The sequence below is a fragment of the Paraliomyxa miuraensis genome (genome assembly GCF_026337845.1).
In the GTDB taxonomy this organism is placed as follows: Bacteria; Myxococcota_A; Polyangia; order Nannocystales; family Nannocystaceae; genus Paraliomyxa; species Paraliomyxa miuraensis.
In genome coordinates this window covers 310705-326937 of sequence record NZ_JAOVZF010000158.1, presented here as the reverse complement: position 1 = coordinate 326937, position 16233 = coordinate 310705, and the positions used below count along the sequence as shown (strand labels likewise).

12 protein-coding genes are annotated in these 16233 nt (G+C 71.7%); 5 read left to right on the top strand and 7 right to left on the bottom strand.

Features of this window, described 5'->3' with window-relative positions:
* Positions 1–13: 13 nt before the first annotated feature.
* The 7 genes from OEB96_RS30660 to OEB96_RS30630 all read right to left on the bottom strand — a co-directional run bounded on the left by OEB96_RS30660 (position 14) and on the right by OEB96_RS30630 (position 11601).
* The gene (locus OEB96_RS30660; protein WP_266220346.1) at positions 14–2053 is read right to left on the bottom strand and encodes a serine/threonine-protein kinase; all 2040 of its coding nucleotides are present in this window, start codon (positions 2051–2053) and stop codon (positions 14–16) included.
* A 126-nt stretch (positions 2054–2179) separates the two neighbouring features.
* Complete coding sequence (locus tag OEB96_RS30655; protein ID WP_266220345.1) at positions 2180–3355, bottom strand: glycosyltransferase; 1176 nt, start codon at positions 3353–3355, stop codon at positions 2180–2182.
* Positions 3352–5163 (bottom strand): asparagine synthase (glutamine-hydrolyzing), encoded by a 1812-nt coding sequence (gene asnB, locus OEB96_RS30650; protein WP_266220344.1) that lies wholly within the window; start codon positions 5161–5163, stop codon positions 3352–3354. The genes OEB96_RS30655 and asnB overlap by 4 nt, the downstream gene beginning before the upstream one ends.
* Positions 5148–6203: an asparagine synthase C-terminal domain-containing protein gene (locus tag OEB96_RS30645; protein WP_266220343.1), complete on the bottom strand. Its 1056-nt coding sequence runs from the start codon at positions 6201–6203 to the stop codon at positions 5148–5150. The genes asnB and OEB96_RS30645 overlap by 16 nt, the downstream gene beginning before the upstream one ends.
* Before the next feature lie 326 nt (positions 6204–6529).
* Positions 6530–8416, bottom strand: coding sequence for a vWA domain-containing protein (locus tag OEB96_RS30640; RefSeq protein WP_266220342.1), 1887 nt, complete (start codon positions 8414–8416; stop codon positions 6530–6532).
* 51 nt (positions 8417–8467) lie between these two features.
* A complete protein-coding gene (locus tag OEB96_RS30635) occupies positions 8468–10843 on the bottom strand; it encodes a serine/threonine-protein kinase (protein WP_266220341.1) in 2376 nt (791 codons plus the stop codon).
* Positions 10844–10965: 122 nt separating this feature from the next.
* Positions 10966–11601 carry an HAD family hydrolase gene (locus OEB96_RS30630; protein ID WP_266220340.1) on the bottom strand — a complete coding sequence of 212 codons (636 nt, stop codon included), beginning with the start codon at positions 11599–11601 and terminating at the stop codon, positions 10966–10968.
* 128 nt (positions 11602–11729) lie between these two features.
* Between OEB96_RS30630 and OEB96_RS30625 the strand changes: the two genes are divergently transcribed.
* From OEB96_RS30625 to OEB96_RS30605, 5 genes are all read left to right on the top strand, one after another.
* Positions 11730–13184 (top strand): hypothetical protein, encoded by a 1455-nt coding sequence (locus OEB96_RS30625; RefSeq protein WP_266220339.1) that lies wholly within the window; start codon positions 11730–11732, stop codon positions 13182–13184.
* A gap of 10 nt (positions 13185–13194) precedes the next feature.
* Positions 13195–14172, top strand: a complete 978-nt coding sequence (locus tag OEB96_RS30620; protein WP_266220338.1) for a quinone oxidoreductase family protein — start codon at positions 13195–13197, stop codon at positions 14170–14172.
* A 129-nt stretch (positions 14173–14301) separates the two neighbouring features.
* A complete protein-coding gene (locus OEB96_RS30615) occupies positions 14302–15249 on the top strand; it encodes a hypothetical protein (protein ID WP_266220337.1) in 948 nt (315 codons plus the stop codon).
* A 29-nt stretch (positions 15250–15278) separates the two neighbouring features.
* A complete protein-coding gene (locus tag OEB96_RS30610; RefSeq protein ID WP_266220336.1) occupies positions 15279–15647 on the top strand; it encodes a hypothetical protein in 369 nt (122 codons plus the stop codon).
* Entirely contained in the window at positions 15644–16213 is a 570-nt protein-coding gene (locus OEB96_RS30605) for a hypothetical protein (protein WP_266220335.1), read from the top strand. The genes OEB96_RS30610 and OEB96_RS30605 overlap by 4 nt, the downstream gene beginning before the upstream one ends.
* The last annotated feature ends 20 nt before the right edge of the window (positions 16214–16233 follow it).

The window sequence follows — 16233 nt, the reverse complement described above, 5'->3', positions numbered from 1 at the left end:
AGCCCACGCCGTGTCAGCAGCCGCTGCGGAACATGCCCTTGAGGCCGCGGCAGCGTGCGCTGCTCTTGCTCTTGGGCTGGCCGTGTCGCTGGGCGAGGGCCGTGCGAACCTCGGTCAGCAGCGCCTTGTGCTCCTTGCAGGCCTTGGGGAGCTTGGCGTCGTGGACGGGCTGCAGATAGGTCTGGTCGAGATCGAGCTTCATCAGCATCAGCGCGCCGCCGAAGGTGGCGCACGGGTCGTCGGAATCCGATGCCTGCAGGAGATCGGCGGCGATCTGCCGCCGCGCGTCGAGCAGCGGAGCGCACGGCTCGTGGGCCTCGATGGCCTCGGCGGCTCGCTTGCGCTCGGCCCACGGCAGGGGATCGTCGAGCTGGTTGAGCCGCCCGAGCAGGAACCCGTGCCCGGCGTGCCCGAGCTGCTCGATCGCCACCGTCACTGCCGTGGTCTGCAGCTTGGGCTGCCGCAGCAAGCGGTCGAGCTCGGCGAAGAACGCGGGCTCTTCCAGGAGCGCGGGTGCCTGGGTCGCGACCGCGGCATAGGCCTGCAGGGCCTCCTCGGCCTGGCCGTTGGCCTTGGCCAGCAGACGGGCCCGGCGCCACTTCAGCTGGGGATGCTCGGGGTGCTCCTCCTCGAGCGCTTCGAGCTTGGTCCGGGCCTCGTCGACTCGGTTGGCCACGATCGCGTCGTCGATCGCCGTGAGCGCGTCGGGGTCCGGGCCGTCGTCTCCCGATCCCGAGAACAACCCGTCGTACCAGGCCACCTCGCTCGGGGTGCCGACGGCTGCGGTCCCGGGCTCGCCGTCGTCGCCGGCGATCCACGAGCAGGTGACGACGAGGGCGAGCAGACCGCCCACGGCCGCGCTCACCAGCTGCCAGCGCGGTCGCTGGGCAATGCGCACGCGCAGGGTCGAGGCTGCCATGGGCCTCATCGTGGGCAGCGAGACGGCGTTGTGCCCCGCGTAGGTGGGGTGGCCGTGCATCGGGATCATGGTGGAGCCACCGACGGGCGGGACCGACGGCGAGGGCAGCGGCGCGAGGGTGGGGCCGAGCGGCGCGAGGGTGGAGCCGAGCGGGGCGAGGGTGGGGCCGAGCGGGGCGAGGGTGGGGCCGCGCGGGGCGAGGGTCGGCACCGGCGCGCCGCTCGGCGTGGGCGATGCGGGCACGGGCTGGAACGCCTGGTAGGCCTCGAGCGCCTCGATCACCGCCGTGGCGCTCTGCAGGCGATCGTCCTTGTCCTTCTCGAGCAGGCGCTCGACGATGGCCCGCAGCGCGGCGGGGACGTGGTCGGGCAGGGGAGGCGGTGGCTCGATGATCTGCTGCCGCAGCACCTTGACCAGGTCGTCGGAGTCGAACGGCAGCGTGCCCGTGAGCATCTCGTAGAACAGGATCCCCGCCGAGTAGAGGTCGGCGCGGTGATCGATGTCCCCGCCCGCGGCTTGCTCGGGGCTCATGTAGCGCGGGGTCCCGAACACCATGCCGGCGCGGGTGAGCTTGGGGGAGGCGCCGTCGAGCTCGCCCTCGAGGACCTTGGCGATCCCGAAGTCCACCAGCTTGAGTAGCTCCTGGCCGTCGTGGTCGGTGGTGACCAGCACGTTCTCGGGCTTGATGTCGCGATGCACGATGCCGTGCTCGTGCGCATGCTCGAGCCCCCGCACGATCTGCAGCATCAGGGTGACCGCGCGCTCGGGGGGCAGCGCCCGTCCGTCGAGCTCGTCGGTGAGCTCGTGGCCGGACAGCAGCTGCATCACCATGTACTTGAGGCCGTCGCGGGTGGTGCCGAAGTCGGTGACCTGCAGGCAGTTGGGGTGGTCGAGCCGCGCGGCGCTCTGGGCTTCACGATCGAAGCGGGCCGCGACCTCGGTGTGCGAGGTCAGCTCGGGTCGCAGCACCTTGAGCGCGAGGTTGCGGCGAAGCCCCAGGTGCTGGACGCGGTAGACCGAGCCCATGCCCCCCTCGCCGAGCAGGGCGTCGACGCGGTACTTGCCGTCGACCACGGTACCGACCATCGGGTCGTCGGAGCTCGGGTCGGCGCTGGACTCTGGGGCGGCGGTCATGGGACGAGGCGGCGGTTGGACCCGCCGTGGAGTGATGCATTCTATGAGCCGACGAGGGATGCGAGAGAAGCACCGTCATCGAAGCGCTGAAATGGTTAGCATGCCTACGAGCAGGACTGGAGGTGATCACCGCGCACCGGATGCACGCGCGGCCCATCGCTCCAGGAGGTCGCAGCAGCGCTGGGCGCCGTCGCGGGGCAGGCAGCCGACCACGCGCGCGCGTTGCTCGGGTGAGAGCAGCGCCCGGACCGCCGCGCGACACTGCTCGGCGGTGGCGGTGTGGAGATCGAGCGTGGACCCCAGCCCGGCGCGGGCGACCAGCTTCGCCTGATGGAATTGATCGTTGCAGATCGGTGACACGAGCACCGGCACGTCGTGGGCGAGCGCTTCCATCACCGAGTTGGCGCCGCCGTGGGTGATCATCGCGTCGCAGCGGGCGAGCACCTCGAGCTGGGGGAGCCACGGCCGCACGATCGCACCCGGCGGCCAGGGGCCCAGCGACGCCGGATCGAGCTCGCCGACGCTGGCCACCAGCTCCACGGGCAGCTCGCGCAGCGCCTCGATCACGGTCTGGAACATGCGCGGCTGGTGGTAGACCTGGCTGCCCAGCGACATCAGCACTCGCGGGCGCGAGCGACCGACGCCCCAGTCGATGCCGCTGGGCGGCTCGCGTGGGTGGAGCGGGAGGCTGGCGCCGACCAAGTGTACGCCGGGAGGCGGCTCGCCCACGAGGGCGCGGCTCGAGAAGCACACGGTCAGGGTGGGGGACAGCAGATCGCAGCCGCGGAAGCGCGGTGCCATGCCATGCGCCTCGAACCGTGCGGCGCGTCGGGGTGAGAGCCACGCCACCGTGCGCAGCAGCTCGGAGTCGAGGTCGTCGGGCAGGACGGGGTTGAGCGAGTTCGACACGGCCGCCCACGGGAGCCCCGTGCGATGGGCTGCGATGGCACCCGCGTAGACCATGGGGTCGAGCACGAGCGCGTCGGGGCGCAGCGCCGCGATGGCGGCCTCGATCCGCGGGACCTGGGCCTCCACGCCGTCGAGCAGCACGCCGGCCACCCACTGCCGCAGCCATGCGTGGTCGCGAACCCGGGCCGAGAACTCGGCGCCCGCATGGCGAGCCTCGGGGGCGGGGTCGGTGGGCGGCCAGCGGGGCAGCCCCTGGGGCTCGAGCACGGGCTCGAGCGGCCCCTCGGCGTAGATCACCACCTCGTGTCCGCGCGCGCGCAGGCACGCGGCGGGCCCGAGGTAGGGGTGCACGTGGCCGCGCTCGGGGATGACGACGAACAGGAACCGGCTCATGGCGGGGCGACGTCGTAGGCCCGCTGCCAGCTGGCCAGCGCGGCCACCCGGAACAATACCGCACGCTCGCCCTCGTCGAGCCGTCGGTCGGGGCGGAGCAGGGCTCGCAGCTCGGCCTCGTCGCACAGGGCGGTCAGCAGGCCCGGATCCTCTCGGAGGTGCTCGGACACCAGGGCCTTGTAGAGCTCGGCGGTGCGCTGGTCCTTGGGCAGGGCCGACTTGCGACGGACGCGGATCTCCTCGGGCAGCAGGCCCTGCACGGCGCGACGCAGCAGGGCCTTGTCCTCGCCGGACGCGAGCGCGCGGCGGGGGTCGACGCGCAGCGCCAGGTCGCACAGCTCGGTGTCGGCGAACGGCACCCGGGCCTCGAGCGAGGCGGCCATGGTGTGGACGTCGCCGTTGTGGAGCAGCCGCGGCAGCCAGCGTCGCAGCACCAGCCACGTGGTGGCCAGCACCCGCGCGCGCGCGGCGTGGGGGGCTCGGTCGTCGCGATCGTCGGGGTCGTGGCCGTGCGCTCGCAGCAGCCGCTCGTAGTCGCGAGCGAAGCGGGCCTGGACGTCGGACCCGAGCGCGGGGTCTCCCCAGTCGGGATGGATCGGCGCGCTGGGGAAGCGCCGCAGCAGCGCCAGCGGGGAGCGGTTGGCCCGGTCGTCGAGCAGGAAGTGATAGCCGTAGTGGGTCTCGTCGGCGGCGTCGCCCACCAGCACCGCCTTGTCGTGTAGAGCGGCGGCATGGGCCAGGTGATGCTGCGCGAGCTGCTGCTCCCACGCGGGGACGGCGTCGTCGATGCGGGCGAGCTCGGGCAGCGTGCGGGCGATCGAGGCGGTGGGCGCATGCACCCAGGTGTGGCGCAGCCCCAGCCGCTGCGCGGCGAGGCGAGCGAACGGGGTGTCGTCGGAGATCACGATCCGCGAGCGGGCGTAGTCGTAGGCGTGCTGGCCATCGAACGCGATGGTGAGCGCACGCGGGGGCTCGGAGGCCTCGGCGGCCGCGAGCGCGGCCACCAGCGTGGAATCGAGCCCGCCGCTGAGGAACACGCCCACGGGCACGTCGGCCCGCAGGGTCCGGCGCACGGCGAGCTGCATCGCGGCGCGCAGCTGCGGCTCGAGCTCATCGTCGTCGCGGTCGGCGAGCACGCGCAGCGGCGCCCAGGGGTGGGCCTGCATGCCGCGGCGATCGATCCGCAGCAGCTCCCCGGGCTGCAGGTACTCGAGGCCCGCGAAGGCCGGCGCCGCGACGCCGCTCATGCAAGGGGCGGCCAGCACCTCGAGCAGCGCGTTCACGTTGGGGCGCGGGCGCTGCGGCATGACGGCGACCAGTGCCTTGGCCTCCGACGCGAACCGCAGGCCGCCCTCGACGCGCTGGTAGGCCAGCGGCTTGACGCCCAGGCGGTCGCGCGCCAGGAGCCCGCGCTGCTCGTGCTCGTCCCACCAGCACAGCGCGAACATGCCGTTGAAGCGGGGCAGCGCGTCCTCGCCCCATGCGGTGAGGGCGGCGAGGACCACCTCGGTGTCGGAGCGCGTGCGAAACGTCCAGCGCTCGCGGAGCTCGTTGCGGAGCTCGGCGTGGTTGTAGACCTCGCCGTTGTAGACCAGCACGTAGCGCCCGCTGACGTCGAGCATGGGCTGGGCTCCCCCCTCGCGATCGAGCAGCGAGAGCCGCGTGTGACCCAGCACGGCGTGGCGGCCCTGCCAGCTGCCCTGGTCATCGGGTCCGCGGTGGCGCAGCACGTGGACCATGCGCCGCACCGCGGGCTCGTGCAGGTGGGCCGGTCGCTGCGGGTCGATGATGCCTACGATGCCGCACATGGCCGGGTCTCGCGTGACAGCGCGTCCCACAGGAGGGCCAGCGTGGTGTGGCCGCATCGCGCTCGTGGATCGTCGAGTCGAGGCGGAGGCAGGCCGAGCCGCTCGGCCTGGTGCACGAGGATCGCGGGGTCGAACAGACGCGCGATGCCGAAGTCGGGGGCGAGCCGCCGTGCCTTGGGAGCCCATGCGATCGACGAGGGCAGCCACCGTGCGGCCAGCTCGCGCAGCACGGGCTTGTCGGGATCGGCGGGCAGCCGGGCCGCGTGGGCCAGCACCCGGGGATCGAAGAAAGGGGAACACGGCTCGACGCCCTGGCTGCGGAGCAGCCGGCCCACCAGCGGGAGGTAGTCGTGCCCGAAGGCGCCGCCGAACACGTTGTCGGCCGCATCTCCGGTGAGCACCGCGTCGAAGCCCTCGCGGCGCGCGGCCTGGGCCAGCAGCAGCTTGGAGACGGGATGGGGATTCCACAGGGGAACCTCGGCCAGGCGCACCGCCTCGGGGAGCTGCGCGAGGAAGTCCCGTGCGGACACGTGGGCTTCGTGCACGGCGGCGCCGAGCGTGCGGGCGGTGCTGCGCGTGGTCTCGAGCTCGCCGTAGTGGGGCACGTCCACGGCCAGGGTGATCACGGGGGGGTCGAGCCCGAGCTCGCGGCGTGCGATCGCCAGCACCAGCGCGGAGTCGAGTCCGCCGCTGAGGGCGATCGCGGTGCGGCGCGGGGCGGCGAGGAGGTCGGCCACCGCATCCACCATCGCGTCGTGCAGGGTCCCTCGCGGCTCGGGCAGCGGGGGCGGTGGCTGCAACTGCCAGCCGCGCTCGCGCCACGACAGCGTGTGCCCCGTGGGGACCAGCCCGATGCCTTCGATGCAGCTGTGTCGGTCGTCGGGATCGCCCGCGAGGTAGCGTGCGATGGCCTCGCGGTCGGGGCGGAGCGCGGGCGAGGGGCTCGCGCGCAGTAGCTCCGCGATCGTGCCGGCCACCGCGGGCTCGTGCTCGCGGAAGTACAGCGGGTGCACGCCGAGGCGGTCGCGAGTGGCGGACACGGGCGCCAACGGTCGCGAGGGTAGCAAAGGGCCGGTCACTCCGTCGGGGAACGGTCGGCCTCGACTCTCGGCGGGCGGGAGGCGGCCTGCTGGCCGCCCGATGGTGTCTCGAAGCCGCCGAGCGTCCACGCACAGGCTGTGACTCACTCGCGCGTGCGCACGTGCACCTCGGCTCCGTTTCGAGCGCGGGCTCGTGCCCCGCGTAGGCGTGGGTGATCGTTGCCACGCTCGTGGTCACGCATGCTTGCGACGAACGACGAGGGCCGGCTCGAGTGTTCGAGCCGGCCCCTCGCCGGTTCATGCCGCGGCGTCGCGGCCGTCGATCCTCACCCGCAGGTGGGCTCCGGACTCGGGCACTGCGTCGGGCAGTCGTCGCCGACACAGAACGCGCAGCCGCTGTCGATCGCCGGATCGCCGGATTGATCGTGCGGCACGGTCACCACGCACGTCCCGTCGGTGACGTTGTTCGCTTGGTCTTCCACGCCGAAGTGGAGCTCGTACCAGCGCCCGTTCCTCGGTCCGGCGCGCTCGGCTCGGAGCTGCACGAGCGTCGGATCGTTCGGGTCGAGGACCATGTCGTCGCAGGTGTTGCCCGAGCCGGTGGCCAGCTCACCCTCGTCGGAGGTCGCGGTGTGCACGCTCCAGGCGGTGGCGGGATCGAGCACCCCGTCGCAGTTGTCCGAGATGCTGGCGATGCACTGATCCCCCGAGATCACGTGATACATGTGATTCGGCGGCCACAGCTCCGGCGACACGGGCTCCAACTCCACCACCGGCGGCGTGTCGTCGATGACCGTCACGGTGGCCTCGCACTGCGAGGTGTCGAGCCCGTCGGAGCAGGTCAGCGTGACCGGCGTATCGCCCAGCGCGTAGGGCCCGGGCGGGTCGGCCTGGCACTCGAGCGGCCCGGGGCAGCCGTCCGGGTCGAACGAGCCAGCATCGACGTCGGCCTCGGCCTGGCACATGGCATCGGCCGACACGGTGACGTCCTCGCACTTGGCGACGGGCGGCGCGTTGATCTTGAAGGTGCTGCACTCCTCGGGGGCCGCGCCGCCGAGCACGTCGGTACAGGTGGCCTCCACGCAAACGGTGTACGTCCCGGCCGCGAGTCCGTCGAGCGTGTGCTCGTAGTTCACCGTGACCGGCCCGTTCAGGGGGGGCGGTACCACCGGGTCGACCACGTCGATGGGGTCGATGTCGATGGGACCGAAGGGCGCGCCGCCGACGAGCGTACCGCTGATGGACATGTTCAGGTCCGTCAGCCGAGTCATGATGATTCCAGGAAGGATGCCCGGCAGGCTCCCCGTGTCGGGCACGGGAATGCACGTGCCGCCGGTCGCGTCGGCGATGTCCTGCAGGCTGCCGAAGCTGCCCGGGTTGGTGCAGCTGGCATCGTCCCCCACCGCGAATGTGAACACGGTGGCATTGGACGGAAGATCTCCAATGACGTCTGCCACGGCCGGCGGTTGATTGTTCAGGCCGTCGGAGAGGTAGACCACCAAGATCTCCGGTTGCGTGCTGGCGTTCGCAATGGTCGCCGCAGCCTCGAGCCCCGACCCGAAGCTCGTCAGTTGGCCGACGTTGCGAGGAGAGAACAGGTCCAGGGTGCCGGAGCCGCCGCTCTCGGCCGAGCGAAGCACGTCGATCACGTCCGGGCCGGGGGGGCCGCCGAGATCGGCCGCCGGAGCGGTGAGCAGGTCGTTGTTGGTCATGCCCGGGATCATGTCCGCCGTCGCACCGGTCGAGGCGAACACCGCGATCCCGGTGTCGGCGATCGTGCCGAGCGCGGTGGCTTGGGTGTGAAGCAAGGTGAGCGCCGCGATCTCGCAGTCGAGCGTGGTGTCCGAGCTACCATCACCGTTCGGATCATCGCCACAGCCGCCCCCTGGGTCGTTGGTGCTGCCCGATAGATCCATGACGTAGATCAAGGTCGTGACGGGCACCGGAACCGCCTCGCCGACCGCGGCGGTGCCGTTGACGGGGACGGAGGATCCGGCGGGAAACACCTGGATGGAGTCCGGACTCGGCTCATCGATGTCGACGCTGCAGATCGGACCCGAAGGCAGCGGCTCGTCGATCCGCCACTGCGCGTCGTCGCCGGGCTCGTCGCCGGATCCCGTGCACGACGGGAGCGACGCCATCGAGGCAGTGCCGAGCCACGCGAGCAGCGTCGCCGATGAGATCGAGAGTGCGTTGGGGGGAGGTTTGTGCATCGGGGCGCCCCTCGATGCACCCTCCATGCCATCAGGGATCGACCGAGGCGCTCAGTTCGCCCAGATCACCGCCGCCCGCTGCCTCACCGTCATCACCACCGGGGCAAAGCCCTCCCTCGAGCGCAGGTCGCCGAGCACGGGGCAGTGCGCCAGCCAGTCCACGTCGACCAGCACGTCCCGGGCCGCGTGACGCAGGAACTCGAACGCCGCCTCGGTCTCGCCGCGGGCCGCGAGCACCTCGGTGGCCAGCTGGTGGATGCTCGAAGCAAAGCGCGGGCTGGTGTCGCGGGCCATGGCTTCGTCGAGCGCATCACCGAGCTCCTGGACTCCGATCCTCCCCAGGTAGACCCCACCCAGCAGATCCAGCAGGCGCTTGCGCGGAGCGTCGATCATGCCCCAGGTTCGCTGCTGGGCTCGCACCTGATCGGCTCGTCCCCGCCACAGCGACATGCGCAGGCGGATGATCGCAATGGCCCCCCGCGTGGTGGGATCGGGGTCGCCGAGCCGGTCGAGCATGCCCTCGGCCTGCGCCAGGTCGCCGCGCTGCGCGTGGTAGCGGGCGGCGCTGAGCAGCGACAGGGGATCGTCGGGCTCGAGCTCCACCGCCGTGGTGAGGTGGCGGTAGCCCTCGTGCGAGCGCCCCGTCTCGCACTGGAGCGCGCCCAGCGAGGCGTGCGCGGCCGCATACGTGGGGGCCAGCCGCAGCGCTTCCTTGAGGGCCTCGGCGGCCGCGCGGTAGTGGCCGTGCTCGCAGTGCATGCGGCCGGCGGCGAGGTGGGTCTCGGGTTGCTCGGGCGCCTTGTCCAGCGCGAGCGCCACCGCATCGCGGCAGCGCTGCGGCCAGTTGGCCCCGTCTTGTCCCTCGCCGTGGATCGACCACAGCCGCGCCAGCACCAGCGCCAGGGAGGCCAGCGCGGGGGGAAAGTCGGGGGTGATGTCGAGGCAGCGCAGCATCAGCTGCTCGGCGCCGTCGGGGCCCAGCCCGCCCAGGTCGTAGCGCCGAGCCTGGCCGCGCGCCCGCATGTACAGCTCGACGGCCGGGGCCGGGATCGCGGCGGTGTGGCGATGGGTGTCGAGCTCGAGGCGCAGGGCCTCGGCCACGCGGTTGGCGATGGTGTCCTGCAGCTCGAGCACGTCCTCGAGGCGCCCCTCGAAGCGCTCGCTCCACACCTGCACGCCGTCGGCCGTGTTCACCAGGCGCGCCACCACCCGCAGCATGTCGCCGTGCCGCTGCACCGAGCCGTCGACCATCACCCCCACGCCGAGGCGCTCGCGCACCACCACGGGATCGCGGTTCTCGCCCAGGCGGGCGCTGGCCGAGGCCGACAGCACCTTGAGGCCGCGGGTCATCGACAGCAGATCGACCAGCTGCTCGGTGATCGAGTCGGCGAGGTAGGCCTCGGACTCCGGGCCGCGGTAGCGCATGGGCAGCACGGCCAGGCTCTGCGTGCCCATGCGGATCGACACGAAGCTCGCGGAGATCGGCACGTGCGTGGGGATGAGGGTGTCTCGCGTCAGCCCCTCCACGAGCGTGCTCTCGCCGATGTCGTGGAGGAACGGCGCGAGCAGATCGGCGAGCTCGCGGGTTGCCGCGGGACGCCTGGCGGGATCGCGAGCCAGGCAGCGCAGCACCACCTCGCACAGCTCGGGGGGCAGCTTGGCGTGCTCGCCCGGGTTCTCGGGATCGTGGCGCACGCGGGCGAACGCGGTGGCCATCGGCGTGGCCTCGCGGAACGGGACCCGCCCGGTGAGCATCTCGTAGAGCACCAGCCCCAGCGAGTAGATGTCGGTGTGCGCGCCCAGCTCTCCCGACGTGATCTGCTCCGGCGCCATGTAGGCCGGCGTGCCGATCATGATGTTGGGATCGCCGGTCAGCAGATCACCGGCCGACATCATGCAGGCCACGCCGAAGTCGGTGATCACCACCCGGTTCGTGCGGCGCTCGATGAGCACGTTGCCCGGCTTGAGGTCGCGGTGCACGACCTTCTCGCGATGCGCTGCGTCGAGCCCGGCGCAGATCTGCATGGCGATGTCCACCGCGCGGTGGACCGGCAGGCGGGAGCGCTCGCGGAGCACGTTCGACAGCGTGGTGCCCTCGACGAGCTCCATCGTCAGGTAGTGCATGCCCTCGTGGAAGCCGATGTCGTAGGTGCGCGCGGCGTTGGGATGGGCGACCTTGCGCGCCAGCCGAACCTCCCGGCGGAAGCGCTCGATCACCACGCCGTCCTCGGCCGACAGCGGGCGCAGCACCTTGAGCGCCACCACCTCGCCCAGCATCATGTCGTGGGCGGCGTACACGGTGCCCATGCCGCCCTGGCCGACCTCGCGGCGCACGATGTAGCGGTCGGCGAACTTGCTGCCGAGGATCGCGGGCGCCGGTCGGATCGATTCGGGCAGCGAGTCGCGCGTGACGTCGTCGTCGATCATGGCCGAAGGCACAGCCAAGACACAATCTAGCAAGCCATCGCGCTCGAAGGTGAGGAGACCCGTCGCGCAGGGGCGACGATCTCGATCCGTCCCAAAATGACGCTGAAGGAAGTGAGCGAGGTCTACGCCTCGCGCAGCCACGCGGGGAGGCTGGTGACCGAGGGGAGCACGTGTGAGACCGGGTGCTCGTAGGGGAAACCCATAGACCGCTCGGGACCCGTGCACACGGCCACGAACTCGATGCCGGCGGACTGGGCGGCCATGCGGTCGTCGTCGCGGTCGCCGACGTACACGGGGCGAGATGGCGCGCGTCCGAGCGCGTCGGCGATGGGCTCGAAGCAGCGTGGGCTGGGCTTGGGCTCGGGCACGTCCTCGTTGCAGAACACGCCCTCGAACAGCGCGATGGGGAGCTCGGCCTGGCGCAGCCGCTGCGCCAGACGCAAGCGCTCGCGCTTGGTCACCACCCACAGGCGGTGTCCCTGGGCTCGGAGCCGGTGCAGGGCGGCCACGGCTCCGGGCACCGAGCGGTAGGGGAGGTCGTCGGCCAGCTGGTCGTAGCGGGCCATGAAGGGGGCGAGATCATGGTCGGGCCACATCCGCACCAGCGTGGCCTGCCAGGTCGGCCCATACTCGACGAGCTCGTGGCGGGACGGGATTCGCCACCCCAGCTCGACCGCGATGCGCGTGTGGAGCTGGACGTAGCTGGGAAAGCTCTCGATGAGGGTGTCGTCGAGGTCGAAGATCAGATCCCGCGGCATCACCCCCGGCAGCATAGCGTGCCCGTCGCCCCGGACGTGCCTGGACCCGCCTCGTCCGTTCTGGGCACGGGGCACGAGGGGCATGGGTGCCTGCCCGCGACATGCGAGAGTTGCGTAGACTCCCCCGCGTGACCTCCGACCCCCGCCCACGGCAGTGGCCACGACATGCGCTGGTGTTCGTGGTGGCGTTCGTGGGCCTGTGCGTGCTCGCGGGCGAGCGCCTGACCAAGCCCAGCCGCGACAACCACTTCGTGCACCTGGCCCAGGGCTGGACCGAGGGGCGCATGGCCCTGGAGGGCAAGCCGCCGGGGTGGTGCGCACCACGAGATCAGGCGCGCAAGCGCTGTCGCGGCCATGCCTTCGACGACTACGCCGTGCTCTACACGCTGACCCTCGCCGACGGCAGCACGGTGCGGGGCTACCCCTGCCGCACCAAGGCCTGCCAGAGCGCCGAGCGGCAGGGCGAGCAGACCTACTGGGTGGTGGGCCAGGGGTGGCGCAACTTCGAACGCGGCCAGGTGCGGCGCGGCGACGACACCTGGTACATCACCTTCCCGCCCGGGCCGGCGGTGATGATGCTGCCGTTCGTGATGGTGTTCGGGCCGGCGACCTGGGACGTGCTGCTCACCTGCCTGGCGGCGGCCCTCATTGCGCTCGTGCTGGTGCGGATGCTCGACCGCGAGCGCGGCACCGAGGACGGGCGTGGTCGCGAGCACCTGTGGATCGCAGCCGCGTGGACGTTTGGCAGCCCCGCGTGCTTTCTGGGGGCCAATGGGCGCGTGTGGTTCACCGCGCAGATCTTCGGGGCGCTGTGCCTGATGCTCTACCTCGACGCGGCCTGGCGAGCGCGACGCCCCGGCTGGGCGGGGCTATGGCTGGGTCTTGCGGTGGCGTGCCGCCCGATCAACATGCTGCCCGCGATCGTGGTCATGGGGCTCGAGCTATGGCGCCTTCGAACCACCGGCGAGCGTCGTGCACTCGTGAACGCGGCGCTGCGCTTCCTCGTGCCGCTCGGCGCGATTGGCCTGGCGCTGGCCTGCTACAACATGGCTCGGTTCGAAAGCCCGCTCGAGTTCGGGCATCGCTTCCTCGAGATCCGCTGGCAGGCGCGCATGCAGGAGCTCGGGATGTTCTCGCTCGAGTACCTGCCGCGAAACCTGCGGTGCCTGCTGTGGTTGGCGCCGCAGGTGAGCGCCGAGGTGCCGTACGTGAGGGTCTCGATCCACGGCATGGCGCTGTGGCTCTCGAGCCCGTGGGTGCTGGCGGTGGCCGCGGCCCGGGAGCGCTTCCCCCAGCGGCTGGGCCTCGGCCTGGCGATCCTCGGGGCAGCGCTGCCGTCGTTGCTCTACCAGAACAGCGGGCAGCTCCAGCCCGTGTATCGCTTCGGGGCCGACTGGCTGCTGCTGCTGCTGCTGCTGCTGGCGTTCGGCGGCGCGGCGCGGCGGCGGTGGTTTCCCGCGCTGGTGCTGGTGGCGGTGCTCGTCAACGTGGCCGCGGCCTGGCAGTTCGCCCGCAAGCCCGGGTGGTTGTTCGTGGTCGACCCGATGGGCTGGCCCTTTCAAGAAGAGCTCGAGCCCGGGTAGCCTCGGGGTCGTGAAGTCCACGGTGATCCAGCTCCATGCGCACGGCGGGCCCGAGGTGTTGCAGGCTCGGGAGCTCGCGCTTGCGCCCCCCGCCTCGGGCCAGGCCCGGGTGCGGCACACCGCCATCGGGGTCAACTTCATCGACACCTACCACCGCACGGGCCTCTATCCGGTCGAGCTGCCGTCGGGGCTGGGCATGGAGGCCGCGGGAGTCGTGGAAGAGGTGGGCCCCGACGTCGACGAGGTCGTCGTGGGGCAGCGCGTGGCCTATGCCGCGGGGCCTCCGGGAGCCTACGCCACCCATCGCAACGTTCGCGCGGCGGTGCTGGTGCCGCTGCCCGACGGGGTGAGCGACGAGGTCGCCGCGGCGGCGCTGCTCAAGGGCATGACGGTGGAGTTCCTCGTGCGTCGCACGTTCCCCGTGGAGCCGGGGATGACGGTGCTGTGGCACGCGGCGGCGGGCGGGGTGGGGCTCATCGCCTGCCAGTGGCTGGCCCACCTGGGGGTGACCGTGATCGGCACCGTGGGCTCGGACGACAAGGCCGAGCTGGCCCGCGCCCACGGCTGCACGCACCCCATCGTCTACACCCGCGATGCCTTCGAGGCGCGCGTGCTCGAGCTCACCGGCGGGCAGGGGGTGCCGGTGGCGTACGACTCGGTGGGCCGGGCCACCTTCGACGGCTCGCTGCGCTGCCTACGACGACGGGGCATGCTGGTCGGGTTCGGCAATGCCTCGGGCAAGCCCGACCCCTTCGACATTGGGCGCCTGGCGCAGCACGGCTCGCTGTTCCTCACGCGTCCGATGCTGTTCGACTACGTGGCCACGCGCGAGGAGCTGCTGGCCAGCGCCGGGGCGCTGTTCTCGGTGCTCGAGTCCGGAGCCGTAAAGGTCGAGGTGCGTCAGCGATGGCCGCTCGTCGAGGCCGAGGCGGCCCATCGCGCGCTGGAGGACCGCCGGACGCAGGGGTCGACGGTGCTGATTCCGTAGCGTCCTTCGCGAATCGCGCGATCCTTGCATGGGGGCCTCGCGTGGCGAATCGGTGCCGACCGTGATCGTTGGCGGTACGAGGGGCACTATCCAACGGGCTCCTTTGGGGGAAGAGGCATGAGGCGAAGCGTGGCAGGGGCGACCCGAGGCTCGACGATCCGGGCGATGGTGTTCTGTGTGGGGTTCGTGGCGGCATGCACCGATGACACGCCCGATCCCGTGGTCGAGGAGGCCACGGGCGAGCTGGGGCATGGGGTGTTTCGCTGGCGCTGCGTGGATGGCTCCGATTCCACCTGTGGCACTGGCGTGTTTCCGACCACGGTCGCGTTGGGGTCCCGTTTCGATCTGACATTCATGGGTAGTGCGCTGCCCGACGAGGTTGGCATCCCCGCGCTCGAGTCGGTGAGCCCCTCGCGGCTCGATGCCGATGCGAGCGCTCTGGTGGCGTTGCGCTCGGGTGACGTGAGCGTCCTGGCCACGGCCGGCGGTTACGGGGTCGACTTCGTGTCGCTCTGGATCCTGCCGGTCGACGGCCTCATCGTCGGCGAGTACGACTCGTCGATCCCCGAGCCGTGCGACGACATCGATCACGATGAGGCCTGCGATGGCTCGGGAGGCGTGGTGAACGACGCTTCGGTGGAGCTGGTGGTGGGCGAGGTCACCGAGCTGCGCGCACGCGCCATGGGCCGGGGCTACGATCTCGCCGGAGCGCTGCCGTACTCGTGGGAGAGCCTCACCCCGACCCTGCTCGAGATCGTTCGCGCCTCGGGCCGCAGCGCTCGGGTCGAGGTTCGAGGCAAGGGCACCGTGAGGCTGTCGGTCAAGGCGGGCGACTACGAGGAGATCTTCGAGTACGAGGTGCAGGAGTCTTCGCCCGAGCCCGACGACACCACCGGTGGCACGATGGATGGCTCGGGCAGCGACACGGGCTCGGGCAGCGGCACGGGCTCGGACACGGGCTCGGGCAGCGACACGGGCTCGGGCAGCGACACGGGCTCGGGCAGCGACACGGGCACGGGCAGCGATACCGGCGCGGGCTCGGACACCGGCACGGGCACGACCACGGGGGGCATGTGATGAACGTAGAGCGCATCAGCCAAGGACTCGTGGCCGCTTCGCTGCTGATCGGCGCGGGCGCATGCAGCCCACGCTACGACTCCGTCGACATCCAGCGCGTGGCCGGTCACGCCGACGCCAGCGGCTCGGAGGATGGGTTCGTCGTGCCCGAGGGAGGCGTGTTCGTGTTCGAACTCGATCCCGACTCGGTGGCGGGGCGACGGGACTACGAGGTCACCGACGTGCTCGAGCTGGACACGCGACAGCCCTCGGTGGCTCGGATCGAGCAGGGGCTGGCCACGGGGACCTGGATGCTCCTCGGCGTCGAGCAGGGGCAGACCGACGTCGAGCTGTGGATCAACGGTCGGCTCGAGCTCGTGATCCCGGTCGACGTGCTCGCCCAGGAGGACTCGCCATGAGCCACGCGATCATGGCCGCCCTGCTGGCGACGACCCTGGCCGAGCCGCTGGCTCCGGCGACCGAGCCGGCGCCATCATCCAGCGCGGCGTCGGTTCCCGCGACGCGGCCGGCGACCGAGGTCACGCCCGAGCCCGAGCCCGAGCCCGAGCTCATCGGTCCCCTTGCTGCGCGCGAGCGGGAGATCCAGCACGATCCCGAGCTCCGTCGCGAGGATCGCCAGGCCACCAACCTCGTGATCACGGGCTCGGTCGGCGTGGGGCTGGGCCTGGGCACGCTGCTGCTGGTCAGCTGGCCCACGCATGGTCTCTATCGCGCCTCGCTCGAGGAGGCCGAGGAGGCGCGCTGGGTCACCTCGCAAGCCGAGCCCATCGCAGACGCGCTCCACCGGCGCCGGATCTCGCTGATCTCGGCCGGGGTGGGCGCTGGGCTGACCACCGTGGGCGCCGTGATCCTGGGAGTGGGCCTGCACCGACGCGCTCGGCTGCGAAGGCCCCGCGATACGCTGTCGCTTGCGCCCACGGTGGGCGGAGGCCACCTGGGGGTGGCCGCGTCGATGCGCTTTTGAGCGGTGGCCTGCGCAGCGGT

Bases quoted from the DNA above. Each gene is read 5' to 3' on its own strand.
- OEB96_RS30660 (WP_266220346.1), bottom strand. From the start codon at position 2,053: ATGACCGCCGCCCCAGAGTCCAGCGCCGACCCGAGCTCCGACGACCCG.
- asnB (WP_266220344.1), bottom strand. From the start codon at position 5,163: ATGTGCGGCATCGTAGGCATCATCGACCCGCAGCGACCGGCCCACCTG.
- OEB96_RS30605 (WP_266220335.1), top strand. From the start codon at position 15,644: ATGAGCCACGCGATCATGGCCGCCCTGCTGGCGACGACCCTGGCCGAG.
- OEB96_RS30655 (WP_266220345.1), bottom strand. From the start codon at position 3,355: ATGAGCCGGTTCCTGTTCGTCGTCATCCCCGAGCGCGGCCACGTGCAC.
- OEB96_RS30630 (WP_266220340.1), bottom strand. From the start codon at position 11,601: ATGCCGCGGGATCTGATCTTCGACCTCGACGACACCCTCATCGAGAGC.
- OEB96_RS30640 (WP_266220342.1), bottom strand. From the start codon at position 8,416: ATGCACAAACCTCCCCCCAACGCACTCTCGATCTCATCGGCGACGCTG.
- OEB96_RS30635 (WP_266220341.1), bottom strand. From the start codon at position 10,843: ATGATCGACGACGACGTCACGCGCGACTCGCTGCCCGAATCGATCCGA.